The sequence below is a fragment of the Bradyrhizobium manausense genome (genome assembly GCF_018130615.1).
Classification (GTDB): domain Bacteria; phylum Pseudomonadota; class Alphaproteobacteria; order Rhizobiales; family Xanthobacteraceae; genus Bradyrhizobium; species Bradyrhizobium manausense_A.
In genome coordinates this window covers 135,902-153,299 of record NZ_JAFCKB010000012.1, presented here as the reverse complement: position 1 = coordinate 153,299, position 17,398 = coordinate 135,902, and the positions used below count along the sequence as shown (strand labels likewise).

15 protein-coding genes are annotated in these 17,398 nt (G+C 65.0%); 5 read left to right on the top strand and 10 right to left on the bottom strand.

What is annotated here, in order from left to right:
* Positions 1–25: 25 nt before the first annotated feature.
* The 5 genes from JQ587_RS22655 to JQ587_RS22635 form a co-directional block, all read right to left on the bottom strand.
* Entirely contained in the window at positions 26–910 is an 885-nt protein-coding gene (locus JQ587_RS22655) for an AraC family transcriptional regulator (RefSeq protein WP_212426756.1), read from the bottom strand.
* Between the two features lie 249 nt (positions 911–1,159).
* Positions 1,160–1,972: an ABC transporter permease gene (locus JQ587_RS22650; protein WP_212426794.1), complete on the bottom strand. Its 813-nt coding sequence runs from the start codon at positions 1,970–1,972 to the stop codon at positions 1,160–1,162.
* On the bottom strand, positions 1,972–2,808 hold the full coding sequence (locus JQ587_RS22645) for an ABC transporter permease (protein ID WP_212300638.1): 837 nt from the start codon (positions 2,806–2,808) through the stop codon (positions 1,972–1,974). The genes JQ587_RS22650 and JQ587_RS22645 overlap by 1 nt, the downstream gene beginning before the upstream one ends.
* An 87-nt stretch (positions 2,809–2,895) precedes the next feature.
* Entirely contained in the window at positions 2,896–4,026 is a 1,131-nt protein-coding gene (locus tag JQ587_RS22640; RefSeq protein WP_212300637.1) for an ABC transporter substrate-binding protein, read from the bottom strand.
* 33 nt (positions 4,027–4,059) lie between these two features.
* On the bottom strand, positions 4,060–5,151 hold the full coding sequence (locus JQ587_RS22635) for an ABC transporter ATP-binding protein (RefSeq protein WP_212426755.1): 1,092 nt from the start codon (positions 5,149–5,151) through the stop codon (positions 4,060–4,062).
* Between the two features lie 136 nt (positions 5,152–5,287).
* Between JQ587_RS22635 and JQ587_RS22630 the strand changes: the two genes are divergently transcribed.
* Complete coding sequence (locus JQ587_RS22630) at positions 5,288–5,800, top strand: 2'-5' RNA ligase family protein (protein WP_212426754.1); 513 nt, start codon at positions 5,288–5,290, stop codon at positions 5,798–5,800.
* A gap of 8 nt (positions 5,801–5,808) precedes the next feature.
* Here the strand turns inward: JQ587_RS22630 and iolB are convergent, their stop codons facing one another.
* Genes iolB through JQ587_RS22605 form a run of 5 tightly spaced genes read right to left on the bottom strand, consistent with a single transcriptional unit; the run spans position 5,809 to position 12,141 of the window.
* On the bottom strand, positions 5,809–6,615 hold the full coding sequence (iolB, locus tag JQ587_RS22625) for a 5-deoxy-glucuronate isomerase (RefSeq protein WP_212300634.1): 807 nt from the start codon (positions 6,613–6,615) through the stop codon (positions 5,809–5,811).
* A 13-nt stretch (positions 6,616–6,628) separates the two neighbouring features.
* Positions 6,629–7,528 carry a myo-inosose-2 dehydratase gene (gene iolE / locus JQ587_RS22620; protein ID WP_212426753.1) on the bottom strand — a complete coding sequence of 300 codons (900 nt, stop codon included), beginning with the start codon at positions 7,526–7,528 and terminating at the stop codon, positions 6,629–6,631.
* Between the two features lie 15 nt (positions 7,529–7,543).
* Positions 7,544–9,385, bottom strand: coding sequence for a 3D-(3,5/4)-trihydroxycyclohexane-1,2-dione acylhydrolase (decyclizing) (gene iolD / locus JQ587_RS22615; RefSeq protein ID WP_212426752.1), 1,842 nt, complete (start codon positions 9,383–9,385; stop codon positions 7,544–7,546).
* Between the two features lie 13 nt (positions 9,386–9,398).
* Positions 9,399–11,300, bottom strand: coding sequence for a bifunctional 5-dehydro-2-deoxygluconokinase/5-dehydro-2-deoxyphosphogluconate aldolase (locus tag JQ587_RS22610; protein WP_212426751.1), 1,902 nt, complete (start codon positions 11,298–11,300; stop codon positions 9,399–9,401).
* The gene (locus JQ587_RS22605) at positions 11,293–12,141 is read right to left on the bottom strand and encodes a MurR/RpiR family transcriptional regulator (protein ID WP_212300630.1); all 849 of its coding nucleotides are present in this window, start codon (positions 12,139–12,141) and stop codon (positions 11,293–11,295) included. The genes JQ587_RS22610 and JQ587_RS22605 overlap by 8 nt, the downstream gene beginning before the upstream one ends.
* A gap of 142 nt (positions 12,142–12,283) precedes the next feature.
* Between JQ587_RS22605 and iolG the strand changes: the two genes are divergently transcribed.
* From iolG to JQ587_RS22585, 4 genes are all read left to right on the top strand, one after another.
* A complete protein-coding gene (gene iolG / locus JQ587_RS22600) occupies positions 12,284–13,276 on the top strand; it encodes an inositol 2-dehydrogenase (RefSeq protein ID WP_212426750.1) in 993 nt (330 codons plus the stop codon).
* A 2-nt stretch (positions 13,277–13,278) separates the two neighbouring features.
* Entirely contained in the window at positions 13,279–14,061 is a 783-nt protein-coding gene (locus JQ587_RS22595; protein ID WP_212300628.1) for an inositol monophosphatase family protein, read from the top strand.
* A 108-nt stretch (positions 14,062–14,169) separates the two neighbouring features.
* The gene (locus tag JQ587_RS22590) at positions 14,170–15,195 is read left to right on the top strand and encodes an ABC transporter substrate-binding protein (protein ID WP_212426793.1); all 1,026 of its coding nucleotides are present in this window, start codon (positions 14,170–14,172) and stop codon (positions 15,193–15,195) included.
* Positions 15,196–15,217: 22 nt separating this feature from the next.
* Positions 15,218–17,398: an ABC transporter permease gene (locus JQ587_RS22585; protein WP_212426749.1), complete on the top strand. Its 2,181-nt coding sequence runs from the start codon at positions 15,218–15,220 to the stop codon at positions 17,396–17,398.

The following is a 17,398-nucleotide window of genomic DNA, read 5'->3' as shown; positions in this document are numbered from 1 at the left end:
GTGCTCCTCCTTTGCTCCTCTCCGGCTAGGCCGCGCGCGCCGCGTCGATGTTGTGCGCCAACAATCGTCTGAAGCGCGAAGGCGGCATGCCTTTCTCGGCCAGAAACTGCCGGTTGAAATTGGAGAGATTGTTGAAGCCGACCTCGAAGCAGATGTCGGTGATGGAAGCCTGCTCATCGCTCATCAGGATCTGGCAGGCGAGATTGATACGCAGTCGCTTGACGTATTGTACCAGAGACATGCCGGTATGCCGGCGGAACGAGCGCGAAAATGCGCTTTGCGACTGACCGGAGATCGCTGCGAGCTCCGCTTCACCGAAAGGTTGCGTCAGATTCTTTCGAATGAAGGCGAGTGCTTTGTTCATGCCCGCAGACATGTAACCTGACGGATCAGGCAGATAGTTCGGGCTGGACAGCGGACGCGCGTTTCGGGCGCGACAGAGTATCCCCAAGCTCATCACGAACAGCTCGATCCGGCGCACGCCGTTCGCCGTCACGATCTCCTCCATCAGTGGGGCGAGCGCGTCGCTCGTGCTGCGGGTGAACAGCGCGCCGCGCCGGGAGAATTCCAGCAACGAGGCAAGACCCAAAAGCTCGGGCATGACCTTCATCAGGTCGCCGATGAATTCTTCGCTGAACTGAAGGATGCGTCCCCGCAGCGGGATGGTGCACCCCGCCGGCAGATCGCTCACCCAATTGTGCGGCAGATTGGGGCCGGTGAGCACGAGATTACCCGGCTCGAATTCGCCGATGAAGTCGCCGACGAAATAACGCCCGCTGGTAGCAACAACCTGATGGAGCTCGTACTCGGGATGGAAATGCCAACGCACCGTGTGGAAGGGATAGCCGTGCGACCACGCCTTGAACGACTCGCCGCGCCGTATCTGGACAACTTCCAGGTCCGGTTCCATATCCGCTCCCTTCAGGCCGGTGCGGTTTGCAATGATCCGCCCCTGTTCCCTTATCAGCTGAATTTTTGCTCAGCGTTTCCTCTCGCAGGGAGAGTAACGACCGCTATTTGGGCACGCCACCACGATTTCAATGTGCAACTGATACTTTTTTGATACGCAACACATCGGCTGTTTGTGCGCGCTCGCCCATCATGGCTGCGCCGGCAATTTGCGATGCAAGCCATTAATTTTGCTGGTATTTTCCGACACCTAAGCCCCAACTTTGGCCAATACGTCGGCGCGCAGGAAGCGCTCGATGAAGAGCATGAACAGCACCGAGGGCACGAGCAGGATCAGTGCGGTGATCGAGGCGACCTGATAGTTGCCGCCCATAGCGGCGTTGTAGAGCAGCAGCGGCAGGGTCGTCACCTGCGGCACGCCGACGAAGAAGGTGCCGGTGAACTCGTCGAGCGATTCCAGAAATACGAAGATGCCGCTGGCGATGATACCGGGCGCGGCCAGCGGCAGCGTCACCGAGAAGAAGGTCCTGAGCGGCGAGGCACCGATGTTGCGCGCGGCAAGCTCCAAATCCTTGTCGACCGCGCTGAAGGCGGCGGCCGCGATCCAGACCGAGTAAACCAGCCCATGCGCGGCGTGGACGAGAACCACGGCGAAGACCGTGCCGTTGATGCCGAGCTGATAGAAGACGCGAGCGACGTTGATGTAGATCGCGACCGACGGAAAGGCCTGCGGCAACAGGAACAGAACCATGAAAAAGGCGCGCGCCGGCAGCTTGAGCCGCGCCAGCGCGTAGCCGGCCGGGATCGAGAGCGCGAGCGCAACGACGACCGTCAGCACCGCGATCCAGACCGATGTACCGAGTGAGGCCATGGCATCGCCAGTCGGGCGGAACACCTGCTCCCAATAGCGCGTGCCGTAGGTCACCGGCAGCTTGTAGGGCGTGTACCAGCGCTCGGCCACGGACCAGAGCGCGAGGTTGGCGAGCGGGCCGATCAGCACGAAGGCGAAAGCTGCGAGCAGGAACGCGGCGAGCGCCGTGCGCAGCGAGGATGCCAGACGCATCATGTTGCGCCCTCCTTCGCCATGCCGCGCTTGAGATAGATGATCGCAGCCCCCGCCGAGAGCAAATAGGTGACGACGCCAAGCGCATTCGCCGTGGCGTAGTCGCCATAGGAGTTGATGCGGAAGGCCATGTCGACGGTCAGCATGGTGGGCTGCGATCCCGCCACCATCATCGGCACCGACAGCACTGAGAGCATCGTCACAAAGGAGAGCACCAGTGCCACGAGGAGCTGCGGCATCACCTGCGGCAGCGCGAGTTCGACGAGCACGCGCAAGCGAGAGGCACCAAGATTGCGGCCCGCTTCGAGCGTCGCACGATCGAGAGCGGCGAGCGCGCCAGCGAGCAGCAGGGCGACGAAGGGCGTCTGCTTCCAGACGAACGTGGCGACGATGCCGCGCCAGTCGAGGAAGCTCACCGCCTGAAGCGGCTCCATGAGCCCCATGGCCACGAAGGAATTGTTCATCAGCCCGTTCTTGGCGAGGAAGGTTCGCATGCATTGTGCTGCGACGATGAACGGGATGAACAGCGGCCAGCGGTAGAGCGCCTTTAGCGTCCCGACGATCCAGCGGTTTTCACCAAGTGTCAGCGTGCCGGCGATGATGATGGCGGCAAGCCCCGTGAACAGGCAGGAGGCGAGCACGATCACGACCGTAAAGAGCATATCGCGGGAATAGAGCTCCCAGGCCTTTCGGAAGGCGTCCAGCGAGACGCCGCCCTGTGGCCCGGTAAAAGCCGAAATCAGCGAGAAGCTTAGCGGATAGAGAAACAGCGCCGCCACCAGCGCAAGGCCGGGTGCGATGAGGAGCAGAGCGAGCTGACGTTGGGAGATGGACATCAAACCTGCCGACAGCGGCGCTTAAGGCGAAAGGCCATCATTCCCGGGCGCGCCCCCCGGAAGAATGACGGCCTTTCGAAATGAAATTCAGTTCGCAACCTTCTTTTCGTAGCCCTCGAGGATGTCGTTGAAGTAAGGCGCGATCGGGAACGGCTTGCCGTTGCTGGCGAGCTCAGCAGGCGTCACGTCGGTAAAGAGCTTGTCCCATGCGGCCTTATCGAGCTTGCCCTCGAGGTTCTTGGCGTCGATGCCCGGATACCAGTTGAACTTCTTGACGATGCCGTCGGCCTGGACCTGCGGCGACGTTGCGAGCGCAATGAAGGCTTCGGCCAGCTTCTTCTGCGCCGATTTCTCCGGGATCGAATAATACATCGGCTGTCCGGGCATGCCGGGCGAGACGAGTTTCAGCTTCATGTTCGGGGGCAATTTGCCGTCGGCCTGCCAGGAGTAGAACATGTCGACCCAGACCGGTCCGATGGCGATCTCGCCGCGGTTCAGCATGTCGAGGGTGCCAGCATTACCGGGAGTGATCGTGGCGTTGGCGTTGAACGCCTTCAGCTCCGCGAAGGCCTTGTCCCAATTGGCCTTGGTGGCGGCGTCATAAGGGCCCTTCATCAGCTTGTCGGCATCGCCGCCGAAAGCATAGACCCAGCCGGCGACGAAGGCGACCCCCGACATGCCGCCTTTGATGCCGTTGTAACCGAACTGCTTCGGATTCTTTTTGGCCCAATCGGCGAGCTCGGCAAAGGTCGCCGGCGGCGTCTTGACCATGTCGGCGTTGTAGGCGAGCGCGGTCTGCGACTGGAACATCGGGATGACGTAGCCGCTCACGTCGGTGCCGAGCGCGTTCCTGGCTGCGTCGCCGGTGGCGAGCTTGGCGGTGTCGACATCGGCCGTATACTTGCTGAGCAGTCCCTCCTTGACCATCTGGCCGGCGGCCTTCTGGTGGATCACCACCACGTCGAAATCGGTCGTGGCCGAGCCCTTCTGGGCATCGAGCTTCTCGTAAATCTTCTGCGAGCCGGCGTCGCCCGGACCGGTTCCGACCGAGACGACCTTCACGCCCGGATGAGCCTTCTCGAACATCGGGCCTAGGTAGTCCTTCACGTAGTCGACCATGTTCTGATCACCGGCGGAGGCGACGTTGAGCGTTTGCGCAGCGAGCGGCGAGGCCGCGATCAGCGCGGCGAGCGAGGTGGCTATCGTGAAAAGGCGCATGAGACTGGCTCCGTGTCGGATCGTTGGACTGGGTCAGGCAGGGGTGGAGGCCTGTGCGGCCGGGAAGATATGAAGACGCGACAGCGGAATACGCAGGCCGACGGCCGCGCCGGGTTCATGGCGAGTGGCGTGGTCGACGGTGATCTGCCGGCCGGCCGCCTCGACGCGGTAACGGTAAAGCCCGCCCGGATAGCTGCGCGCCGCGATGCGGCCCGGCACCACGAGATCCTCGCCCGCTGCTGCGTCGGGCGCATCGAGGCTCGCGACATCGTCGCGGAAATAAGCGAGTGCTTCGCCTGCTGGCAGCTCAAGGCCGGCTTGACCGGCGAGCACACCGCGCGCTTCGCCGGCCGTGATCGCAGCAGAGCCCTCGCCGGGCGCGACGTGCAGCGGCAGCACGTTCTCGGCGCCCATGAAATTGGCGACGAAGGCGCTGTTCGGCCGGTCGTAGACCTCCTCCGGCGTGCCGATCTGCGCGATATGGCCCGCATTCATGATGACGAGCCTGTCGGCCATCGTCATCGCTTCCTCGCGGTCATGCGTGACATGGATCGTGGTGACGCCGAGCCGCTGCTGGATGGCGCGGATCTCGTGGCGCATCGTCATGCGGATCTTGGCGTCGAGATTGGAGAGCGGCTCGTCGAGCAGCAGGATGCCGGGATCGATCGCAAGCGCGCGTCCCAGCGCCACACGCTGGCGCTGCCCGCCCGACATGGCGGTGACCTTGCGGTCCTCGTAACCCGCGAGCCCGAGCATCTCCAGCAGTGAGGACACTCTTGCGGCGATATCGCTCTTCGAGACTCCGCGCAGCTTCAGGCCGTAGCCGATATTCTGCAGCACCGTCATGTGCGGCCAAAGCGCGTATGACTGGAAGACCATTGCCATGCCGCGCTTCTCGGGCGGCAGACCGGCGACATCCTTGCCACCGACGGCGATCGAGCCGGACTCGATCGGCACAAAACCGGAAAGAGCGCGCAGAAGCGTGGTCTTGCCGCAGCCCGAAGAGCCGAGCAACGCCGTGAAGGTCCCCGGCGCGAAATCCAGATCGACATCTTGAAGCACCTTCGTGCCGCCATAGGCGACGTGCAGGCCGCGCACCTCAATTGCCGCGCCAGCGCGCGACATAGCTTGCGAGCCCGCCCGCACGATCCGTCCCTCCACGCCGCCCTATACGCTGATGGAATTGTTCTTCCATTCCGCGATCGGCTTGGAATAAACATAACGTTCCCTAGCGCGCTCGTGCAACAGATTTATGACCCCGATGACCACCGAAATCCGATCGCTCTGGCTGATGCCTTGCCCCAAGGACCAAGCGTTTCTCGCTTCGCTCGTCAGCGAGCTTGCGTCGCGCTTCGGCACGCCGATCTTCGCGCCGCATCTAACGCTGCGCGGCGACACGGATGCGACATTCGAGCGTCTCCACGACGACGTTCGGGCAGCCGCCTCCGCGTTGGAGCCTTTCGCCGAACCGATCACGTCGATCGAGACGACAGGAGCGTTCTTCCGGGCCTTCTACGTGCGCTTCGCCGTCTCAGTGCCGCTCGACAAGCTGAAGCGACGCCTCGATCCCGAGGGAATCGAAGACTTCATGCCGCATGTCTCGCTGCTCTATGGCAATTTACCGGAAGTGGTGAAGGCGCCGGCAGCCGCCGAATTCACGCAGCGCCTCGCCGGCCGCGCCATCACCTTCGACCGAATTTGCGTCGTCCGTTCAGGACAGGACATTCCGATCGCCGATTGGACGATCCAGGCGACGGTGCCGCTCGGACGCTGAGACGGGCGTCAGCGGCCCGCCAGCATCCATTCATGCGCCGGGTCGTTGTGAAACTTCCAGATCCGCTTCGGGCCGGCCATGACGTTGAGATAATAGAGATCATAGCCATGCGGCGCACCGACGGGATGGTAGCCCTTCGGCACCAGAACGACGTCGCCATCCTCGAAAGCGAAGGTCTCGTCCAGCGAGCGGTCGTCGGTGTAGACGCGCTGAAAGCCAAAGCCCTGCGGCGGGTTCAGGCGGTGATAATAGGTCTCTTCGAGCTGAGATTCGGCTGGCAGCCTATCCTGGTCGTGCTTGTGCGGCGGATAGCTCGACCATGAGCCGGCCGGCGTGACGACCTCGACAACCAGCAGCCCGTCGGCGGGCTCCGTCTCGGGCAGGATGTTGCGGACATGGCGGGTGTTGCTCCCCTGCCCTCGCGTCAGGCAGCCGACATCCCGAGGTGCGATCAGGCGCGGCGGACGCGCGTTCGCAACGCCGGGCGCCGAGCAGATGGCGACTTCGCAGGATCCTCGAGCCGTCACCGACCAGTCGGACCCGGCCGGCACATAGAGGGACCAGGGATCGGCCTCGAAGGGCGAGTTGCGCCCGCCGATGACGCCGAAATCCTGCCCGCCCGCCTGCGCCGCGACCTTGCCGGAGAGCAGGACGAGGCAGTGCTCGCGCGCGCCGGTCTCGCGCGCCAAACTCTGGCCGTCGCGGAGCCCGTGGACGGCGAAACCGACATGGGACCATCCGGCCGTCTGCGGTGTCACGTCATGGACGCGCCCATCAGCATCGGACGCGCTCGGCTTGATGAGAAGCTTCGACATGATGCCTCCGGGCCTAGGCAAGCCCGGCCTCCTTCAGGCTCTGCTTCAGATGTGCAACACCCTTCTTGGCGTAGGTCAGCGGATGTGCCTTCTTTGGATCCTGCTCCGCCTCGACGACAACCCAACCGGAATAGTTCGGAAGCTCGCGGAAGACAGTCGGATAGTCGACCATGCCATCGCCGGGCACGGTGTAGACGCCGAGTTCGCTGCCCTGTCCCAACACGGCATCGAGGAAGCTCCAATCCTCGCGGCGCGCCTGCTCCATCACCGTCCGACGCACGTCCTTGGCGTGGACATGGCTGATGCGGGCGCGATAGCGCCGGGCCAGCGCAGCCGGATCGGCGCCGCCCCACGTGGCGTGGCCGGTGTCGAGCAACAGATGAGCGGCATCGCCGGTCGCTGCCATGAAAGCGTCGATATCCGCCGTGCTCTCCACGATGGTGCCGATGTGATGATGGTAGACCAGCCTGACGCCCTCGGCGAGCGTACGCTCGGCTACTTCTGTAATGCGCCGGCCGAACTCCGCCCAGTCGCCCGCCTTCATGACAGGCCGCTGCGATAGCGGCTTGCTGCGATCGCCATGGATCGCATTCGAGGTCTCGGCGAAGACCAGCACGGTCGATCCCATCGCCTTCAAGAGATCGAGATGCGAGCGCAGATGCCGCATCTCTTCATCAGCATCGCGCTTCAAAAGCTCCGCCGAATACCAGCCGGAAATGCAGGCCATACCGAAAGGCGCGAGCGCGGCCTTCAGGGCCTGCGGCTCGCGCGGAAATTTGTGGCCGAGCTCCATGCCCACGAAGCCCGCCTCGCGCGCTTCGGCGAGGCACGTCTCGAGCGGTGTCTCGCCGCCGATCTCCTGCAGATCGTCGTTCGACCAGCCGATGGGGTTGGCGCCGATACGGATAGGCATGTCGTCCTCGCTTGATCAGTACTTGCGGCGCACGAGCGCCTCGACATAATGGCGCCTTGCGGCCTCGACCTCGGTGCGATCCGACACCTCGGGCACCGCCACGTCCCACCAATGACCGCCGGCATCGGTCGAGCGCAGCGGGTCGGTGTCGATCACGACGACGCTCGTCCGATCGTGACGTCGCGCCTCATCGAGCGCGGCTTCCAGTTCCGTAATACCCGCAACCTTGCGCGCGATCGCCCCCATCGCAGCGGCGTGCGCTGCGAAGTCGATCGCCGGCAGGATCTCGTGACGGGCGTCGCGCAGGAGGTTGTTGAAAGGGGCGCCGCCGGTGGCGTTCTGGAGCCGATTGATGCAGCCGAAGCCGCGGTTGTCGAGCACGACGATGATGAGTTTCGCACCTGACATCACCGACGTGGCGATCTCGGAATTCATCATCAGATAGGAACCGTCGCCGACCATCACGACGACCTCGCGCGCGGGATCGGCGAGCTTGACGCCGAGCCCGCCAGCGATCTCGTAGCCCATGCAGGAATAGCCGTATTCCATGTGGTAACCGCCGGGCGCGCCCGGCTGCCAGAGCTTGTGCAGCTCGCCGGGCAAGCCACCGGCGGCGCAAAGCACGACATCGCTTGGCAGGCTGCGGCGCTGAACGGCGCCGATGACCTCTGCGTCGCTCGGCAAGGTTTCGTTGCCGGCGGCGGTGTAGCGCGCGGCCGTTTCCAGCCACGACGTGCGGCCGTTCTTTGCCTGCTCGGTCCAGCTGGCAGGTGCCGCCCAGCCCTGGAGCGCGGCGTCGAGCTCCGCGAGCCCTGCTTTGGCATCGGCGACGAGGGGCTGCGCACGATGCTTGCCAGCATCGAAGATCTGCGTATTGAGGCCGACGACCCGGCAAGCGGGATCGGCGAACAGCGAACGTGAGCCGGTGGTGAAATCCTGCAGCCGGGTGCCGATCGCGAGCACGAGATCGGCCTGCTGCGCAGCATCGTTTGCCGCGCCAGTGCCGGTGACGCCGATCGCGCCGAGATTGAGCGGATGGTCGTGAGGCAGCGCGCTCTTGCCGGCTTGCGTTTCCGCCGCCGGCATGCCGTGCGCCGTGCAGAAGGATGCGAGATCGCCTTCCGCCTCACTGTAGAGGACGCCACCGCCGGCGACGACGAGCGGACGCCTGGCCGCCTTGAGCAGTGCGACGGCCTGAGCCAACTCCGTCTCGTCGGGGCACGCCCGGCGCGGCTGCCAGATGCGCTCGGCGAAGAACCAGTCGGGATATTCGTAGGCTTCCGTCTGCACGTCCTGGCAGAGCGCGAGCGTCACGGGTCCGCATTCGGCCGGATCCGTCAGAACCTGCATCGCGCGCTCGAAGGCGGGCATGATCTGCTCGGGCCGGGTGATGCGGTCGAAATAGCGCGAGACGGGCCGGAAGCAGTCATTGGCGGAGACGGTGCCGTCGCCGAAGTCCTCGATCTGTTGCAGCACCGGATCGGGACGGCGCCCGGCGAAGACATCACCCGGCAGCAGCAACACCGGCAGGCGATTGACGTGAGCAACCGCTGCGGCCGTCACCATATTGGTCGCACCAGGGCCGATCGAGCTCGTCACCGCCATCATGCGCCGGCGGCGCGAGGCCTTGGCGAAGGCGATCGCGGCATGTGCCATCGCCTGTTCGTTGTGGGCGCGCAAGGTCGGCAGGCGGTCGCGCGCGGCATACAGCGCCTCGCCGAGGCCCGCCACATTGCCATGGCCGAAGATCGCCCAGACACCGGCGAAGAGCGGCTGCTCCTGCCCGTCGACCACGGTCTTCTGCGCCGCCAGCGCTGCGACGAGCGCCTGCGCCATGGTGAGCCTGATCGTTGCCATCACTCGCTCCCGCTCAATCGCGCCGCCAGGCCTGGACCAGCCGGCCGAAGCGCTCCGTCATCGCGGCGACCGCGCATTCGTCGTCGAGGCGGCCGGAAAACCACTCGCGGGCAGGCTCGCCGAAGATCGAACGCCCGACAGCGAAACCCTTCACGCTCGCCGCGCCACGGGCCAGTTCGAATGCCTCTTCGAGCTTGGCGAGCGGCGCATCAAGCCCCAGCACGACAACGCCGCGGCAATAGGGATCGTTCTCGGCGACGGCGCCATCGATCTGCTGCCAGGCGGCGACGCTCGGCTGTGCTTCGAGCTTCCACCAATCCGGCTTGATACCGAGCCCATAGAGCCTGCGCATGACGCGCGCCGCGGTATCGTCCGCCAGCGTGCCATGCTTCGAGGCGACGATCTCGACGAGCAGTTCGCGCCCGGCCTGACGGCAGGCAAGCGATACGCGCTTCAGCGTCGCATCCTGCGCAGCCTTGAGCGCCTCGGCATCGTCGGGATGGTAGGTGCAAAAGCATTTCGCGACATGATCGACCGGCCATTCGGCGAGCGCGAGGCCGAGCGAGCCCTCAGCATCTGTTTCCAGCGCCAGTGGTCGTGAACCGGTTCGTTCCAGGGGGCGCGCGATCCAAAGACGATGATCGGCGGCGCGGAACAGCGCCTCGCGGCCGTAGCGCCCGTCGAGCAGCATACCGAAACCGGGTTGCCCCTGCGCCACGCGTGCCGCCGCCTCGACTGCGAGCGTCTTGAAGACGGCGATACGCTCGCGCGGAGCACCAGCCTCGTCCGCGATCGCCTCCATCTGGCTGCGATGGTCGATGGCAAGCGCCATGAGCGTCGGCGGCTGCGGGCGGCGCGTCGTCGCCCAATGGATGTGGTTGATGTCTGCATCGTGCCGCAAGGCGCGGTGCGGTGAGCCGTGCTTTAGAAAGTATTGCAACTCGTCGAAGGTCGGGCTCTCCGGCGAGCAGAGCAGGCGCGAGACCGCGAAGGCGCCGCAGGCATTCGCCCATGCGCAGCAGGTTTCGATCGCTTCGTCGCGAAGCCAGCCGCGCAGGAAGCCGGACATGAATGCGTCGCCCGCGCCGAGCACGTTGTAGACCTCGACCGGAAAGCCTGGCCCTCTGACGCCGTCGTCCAGCGACGGCGGGATCGAGCCCGGGAAGACCACGCAGCCCATGGGCCCACGTTTGCAGACGATCGTCGCCGCGCTGAGCGAGCGGATGGTGCGCAGTGCGGCGAGCGTGTCCTCACTGCCGCCGGCCGCGTGAAGCTCCTCCTCGGTGCCGACGATCAGGTCGCAATCCGGCAGGATGGCCTGGAGATGGCCGGTGACGGTGCCGGAGCGGATATAACGCTCTTCGCCCGCCGCATGCCCGGCGAGACCCCAGAGATTGGGGCGATAGTCAACATCGAAGACGACCTTGCGACCATGCTTGCGCGCGAGCGCGATCGCCTTGCGCTGGGCTGCGGCCGCATTGGGAATGGCGAAATGCGTGCCGGTGACGACGACGGCGCGGGCCGAGGCGATGAACTCCTCTTCGATCTCGTTTTCGTCGAGCGCGGCGTCGGCGCAATCGGTGCGGTAGAAGATGAGCGGGAAGGTCTTTTCGTCGCGCACGCCCAGGATGACCAACGAGGTCAGGCGCTTGGGATCGACGATGACGCCTTTCGTGTCGACGCCTTCTCGGCGCAGCTGCTCGAGGATGAAGCGGCCCATCTGCTCGTCGCCGACGCGGGTGATCACGGCCGACTTCAGCCCGAGCCGGGCCGTGCCGATCGCAATATTGGTCGGGCAGCCGCCGACAGCCTTGGAGAAGCTCGCCATATCCTCGAGCCGGCCGCCGATCTGCTGGCCGTAGAGATCGACCGAGGAGCGGCCGATCGAGATCAAATCGAGCTTCGGCTCAGCCATCGGCGCGCGCTTTCTCGGCAGTGCCCACGGCCAGCGTCATGGCGAGGGCGAAGGTGGCGGCCATTGGGCGGAAGGCGCCGTAATCGGCCTCCCGAACCTCGAGCCAAAGGGTGCAGTTCTGCACGAGCGGACTGAGCGGCCCGTCGGTCAGCGAAATGACGGGGATGCCACGCTGGTGCGCCTGCGCGGCGATGTCGATGGTGGCAGGCGTATAGGGCGCGCAGCTGACCGCCAGCACCACGTCGCCCGGCCTTGCCAGCGCTGCCTGCTCGGCGCCCAGCCCCGCGACGTGATCGACCAGAATCGCCCGGATTCCGAGCTTGCCGAAGGCATAGGCGAGATAGGACACGACCGGGAACATGCGCCGGGCGCCGACGAGGACGATGCTCTGCGCCTTGGCGAGAAGATCGGTGGCGCGGTCGATGTCGGCATGAACCGAGCTCTTTTCGAGCTGGTCGAGCGAGCTGCGGCTCGCCGCCACGAAGCCATCCAGAAGCACGCGTGCCATGTCGGGTCCTGCCGCGCCTTCGTCGCGCAGGATTTCGATGCGCTCGCGATAATCGGGGAACTGCTGGCGGAGGCGGCTGCGGAAAACGTGCTGCAACTCGCTAAAGCCGGAGAAGTCGAGCGCCTGTGCAAATCGCACCAGCGTCGAGGGCTGGACGCCGGCTTGTTCGGCCACTTGCGCCGAGGTGTGCAGCGCCATGTCGTCGGGATGGGCAAGCGCGAAATCGGCCACCTGTCGCAGCCGCTTCGGCAACGAGTCCGCGCGCTCGCATAGCCGCGTCACGAACGCGTCGTAGTCCGGTTTGACTTGATCCTGTGACGCGGCGGGGGACATCGAGAAAGGCACTCTCCGACCTTGACTTAGCCTTGACTTGGCGGCGGAGAGAATGGAATGTTTATTCCATTAGTCAAGCCGAACAAAAAAAATATGCCGTTTAGGGCGTTAGGCCATGACTGGGACGGACATGATGATGACAATGCGGTTTGGACTTCTCGGCGCCGGCAGAATCGGGCGCATTCACGGACTCAATGTCGCGGCGCGCGGCGATGCACGGCTCGTCGCAGTGGCCGACGCCTCAACCGAGGCTGCCTCCTCGCTGGCGCAGGCGACAGGCGCGAAGGTGGCCGATGCCGACGCGATCATGAGCGATTCCGGGATCGACGCCATTGTGATCTGCACGCCGACCGACACGCATGCCGACCTGATCGAAGCCTCCGTCTCGGCCGGCAAAGCGGTGTTCTGCGAGAAACCGGTCGATCTCGACTCGGGCCGTATTCGCCGCTGCCTGGCCACTGTCGAGAAGACTGGCAAGCCTCTGATGATCGGCTTCAACCGCCGCTTCGATCCGAATTTCGCGGCGCTGGAGAAGCGGCTGCGCAGCGGCGAGGCCGGCGAGATCGAGATCGTCAGCGTCATCTCGCGCGATCCCGGACCGCCGCCGGTCGACTATGTGAAACGCTCGGGCGGTCTGTTCCGCGACATGATGATCCATGATTTCGACATGGCGCGCTTCCTGCTGGCGGAGGAGCCGGTCGAGGTCTTTGCACTCGGCTCAGCGCTGGTGGACAAGGCCATCGGCGAGGCCGGCGACGTCGATACCGCCGCGGTGTTGATGAAGACGGCAAGCGGACGCATCGCGCAGATCTCGAACTCGCGCCGCGCCACTTACGGCTACGACCAGCGCGTCGAGGTGCATGGCTCGAAGGGAATGCTGAGGGCCGGCAACATCCACGAGACGACCGTCGAGATCGCGACCGGCCAGGGCTTCCGTGCCGATCCGGTGCAGAACTTCTTCCTCGAACGCTATGCCGCCGCCTATCGCGCCGAACTCGCGGCCTTCATCGATGCCTGCGCTGGCAAGGCTGCGCTCTCGCCGACCGGTCTCGACGGACAGCGCGCCCAGATGCTCGCCGACGCGGCCACCGAATCGGCCCGCACTGGCCGTCCCGTCGCCATCGCGACCGCCTGACCATGACGCCAGCTGAACTCCTGCTGCGCCGCTACGCAGCCCAGGGTCTCGCCGCTGAGGCGGGGCGCATGGCGCTCGACTATTTCGGCCGCAAGGAAAGCCTCGGCGTCACGATGAAGGGAACGCAGGATTGGCTCACCGTCGCCGACGGCGCCGTGGAGGACTTTCTGCGTGCGCGGCTGGCCGAGCTTTTCCCCGGCGATACGGTCATCGGCGAGGAAAGTGGCGGCGATGCCAGCGATGCGGTCTGGATCATCGATCCGATCGATGGCACGTCGAACTTCGCCCGTGGCGATCGCAACTGGTGCATCTCCATCGGCTTCCTGCTCAACCGCGAGCCGACGATCGGGATCGTCGCCGCCCCCTCACTGGACGAACTCTATGTCGCGCAGCGCGGCCAGGGCGCGACGCTGAACGGACAGACGATCGCCGTCTCCGGTGCCGATGACATCCGCCGCGCGTATGTCGAACTTGGCTGGTCGGCCCGTGTGCCCTCGCAGCGCTATCTGGACATCATCAGCCGCGGTTATGCCGCCGGCTGCTCGATCAAGCGCTCAGGCTCAGGCACTTTGGGCCTCTGCCATGTCGCGAACGGGCGTACCGAGGGCTACGCCGAGCTGCATATCAACGCCTGGGACGTTGCGGCCGGCATCGTGATCGTTGGCGAGGCCGGCGGCTGGGTCAATGACTTCTTCGCCGGAGACGGCATCAGCAAGGGCAACCCGATCCTGTGCTGCACGCCGGCGCTGGCATCGCAGCTGCGCGAAATCACGGGGATTGCCTAGTCGACAGAATATTTATTGCTTTGGGGCGGCCTAGGCGCCACCGTCACAGCCAATTGCGAAGAACATCAAGTTCTCGTTCCGGGGAGGTGGACCATGTTTTTGAGATCCATGACTTTCAGCGTTCTGCTCGGTGCCGGCATTTTGAGCGCCGGCGCGGCCTCTGCGCCGGCATCGGCCCAGGGCTCGCTCGTCATGTATTGCGGCGTGCAGGAGGAATGGTGCCGCGCGATGTCCACCACCTTTGAAAAGGAGACGGGCATCAAGGTTGCGATGACACGGAAATCCGCTGGCGAGGTCTATGCGCAGCTCAGAGCGGAGGCCTCGAACCCGCGCGGCGACATCTGGTGGGGCGGCACCGGCGACCCGCATCTTCAGGCTGCCGAAGAGGGGCTGACGCTCGAATACGAATCTCCCGCCAACAAGGATCTGCACGACTGGGCGCTGAACCAGTGGAAAGCGGCGAAGCAGCGCTCGATCGGCATCTATGCCGGCGCGCTCGGTTTCGGCTACAACACCGAGCAGATCAAGGCCAAGGGCATACCGGAGCCGAAATGCTGGGCCGATCTGCTCAATCCCAAGCTCAGGGATGATGTGCAGGTCGCCGACCCGAACTCGTCCGGCACCGCCTATACCCTGCTCGCCACGGTCGTGCAGTTGATGGGCGAGGACAAGGGCTTCGATTATCTCAAGGCCCTGCACAAGAACGTCAGCCAGTACACCAAGTCCGGCGCCGCGCCGGCCAAGGCGGCGAGCCTCGGCGAGACCGCTGTCGGCATCGTCTTCATCCATGACGCCGTCGTTTTCGCGGTGCAGGGCGATCCAATCAAGCCCGTCGCGCCGTGCGAGGGCACAGGCTACGAGATCGGCTCGATGTCGATCGTCAAGGGCGCTCGCAATCTGGAGAACGCCAAGAAATTCTACGATTGGGCACTGAGCCCCGCCGCACAGGCCCTTGCTGCCCCCGCGAAGTCGTATCAGGTGCCATCCAACAAGAACGCGACGGTGCCGCCGCAGGCGCCGAAGATGAGCGAGATGAAGCTGATCAACTACGACTTCGTCAAATACGGCTCGTCGGCCGAGCGAACGAGGTTGCTGACGAAGTGGGACAAGGAGGTCAAGGCGCTGCCGAAATAGCCGCCGGCTGCGGAGAGACCCGATGCGCCCTTCGACGCGGCTTGCTCTGCTGTTCGGCTGGCTGGGCTATGCGCTCATGCCCTGGTACCTGCCAGAGGGTTGGGACCTTGCCGGCTATCCGTTCGGGCGGGCCGGAACCGCGCTGGCGCTTGCGACATCAGGCGCAGCACCCTGGCTCTGGCCGATCGGCATCGCGCTGCTCGCGACGACGCTCCTCGCCGTCCGTGCCGAGACCAGCTTCAGCGGCCGGGCACTGGTCACCGCCGGGCTTTGCGGTCTCGTGGCGTTCTTCGCGCAAGGCTTTGCAGTAACTCTGCCTGACCAGGGCATTCCCTGGCTCGCTGCTCTGCTCGGCGGCGCAGGCGCCGCGCAGCCAGGCATGGGCTTCGGCGCGCTGCTGACCCTGTTCGCGCTCCTCCTGCTGCTCTGCCATGGCCTGGCTTATCGCGGCTTTTGCCGGGGCGATCTTTTCACCACATCCACCATCGGTGTCGTGGTGCTGCTGATCGGCCACTTCATCTTCCTGCCCGTCGCGACGATCCTGCGCAGTGCGCTGGTCGACGCCGATGGCAACTGGGCGCTCGGCGAATTCGCGGGCCGGCTATTCTCCTCGACAATCTGGGGACTCGGCTGCGTCGGCGGCAGTATCGCCTGCGGCGTCGCCTGGAATACGCTGATCCTCGGCGTACTGACCGGCCTCATCACCACGCTGCTCGGCCTTGCCTGCGCGCTGCTCGTGTTGCGCACGGCGATGCCGGGCAAGCGTCTGATGCGCGCGATGACCGTGCTGCCGATCATCACGCCGCCCTTCGTCATCGGCCTTGCTCTCATTCTGCTGTTCGGCCGTTCCGGTGTCGTGACCGGCTTGATGTCCGAGTGGTTCGGCATCCCCCGCTCACGCTGGATCTACGGTCTACCGGGCGTGCTGCTGGCGCAAGTGCTGGCCTTCGCGCCGATCGCCTTCCTCGTGCTGATGGGGGTGGTTCAGGGCATCGCACCGAGCCTCGAAGAGGCGGCGCAGACGCTTGGCGCCAGGCATTGGCCGACGTTCCGCTCGGTGACCTGGCCGCTGCTGCGGCCGGGGCTCGCCAACGCCTTTCTGCTCGGCTTCGTCGAGAGCCTGGCCGATTTCGGCAATCCGCTCGTGCTCGGCGGCAATTTCGAAGTGCTCTCGACCAAGATCTTCTTTGCCGTGGTCGGCGCCGCGCATAATCAGGGCATGGCGGCCGTGCTGGCGATCGTGCTGCTCGTCTTCACGCTCGGCGCGTTCTGGCTGCAGCAGAGCTGGCTCGGCGGAAAGAGTTACACCACTGTCTCCGGCAAAGGCGATGCCGGCATTCCGGCGAAGCTCCCCACCTCTGTCACCGTGCTCTCGGCCGCAGTGATCATACCCTGGGTCGTGCTGACGGCGGTGATCTATGCGGTGATCCTGATCGGTGGCTTCGTCAAGACGATGGGCCGCGACCACACGCCGACGCTGGAGCATTACCGCACCGGCTTCGCCGTCGATTTCAGCCACGGCTTGTTCTTCGAGGGCGCAGCCTGGCCCTCCTTGTTCACGACGCTGAAGGTCGCTGCGATCTCGGCGCCACTGACAGCGCTGATCGGCCTGCTCACCGCCTATCTGCTCACGCGGCAACGCTTCGTCGGCCGGCAGTTGCTCGAATTTACGACCATGCTGAGCTTCGCCATTCCCGGCACCGTGCTCGGCGTCGCCTATATCCTCGCCTTCAACGTACCGCCGGTCGAGATCACCGGAACGGGTCTCATCCTCGTGCTCGCCTTCGTCTTCCGCAACATGCCCGTCGGCATACGCTCGGGCATTGCGGGATTGGCACAGATCGACAAGAGCCTTGACGAGGCCTCGACGACCCTGCGGGCGCGCAGCTTCACGACGCTGCGCCGTGTGGTGCTGCCGTTGCTCAAGCCGGCGCTCGTTGCGGCGCTGATCTACAGCTTCGTGCGCAGCATCACCTCGGTCAGCGCCGTGATCTTTCTCGTGTCGGCCGAGTACAACCTCTCCACCGCCTACATCGTCGGACGGGTGGAGGCCGGCGAGTTCGGCCTCGCCATCGCCTATTCCTCGGTACTGATCGTCGTCATGGCAGCGGGCATCGCGCTCATCCAGTTCGGTGTCGGCGAGCGTAAGCTCGGCCGCAGGCCCGTCGCGCTCGCGACCTCGGCCGCCGAGCCCGCCAGATAG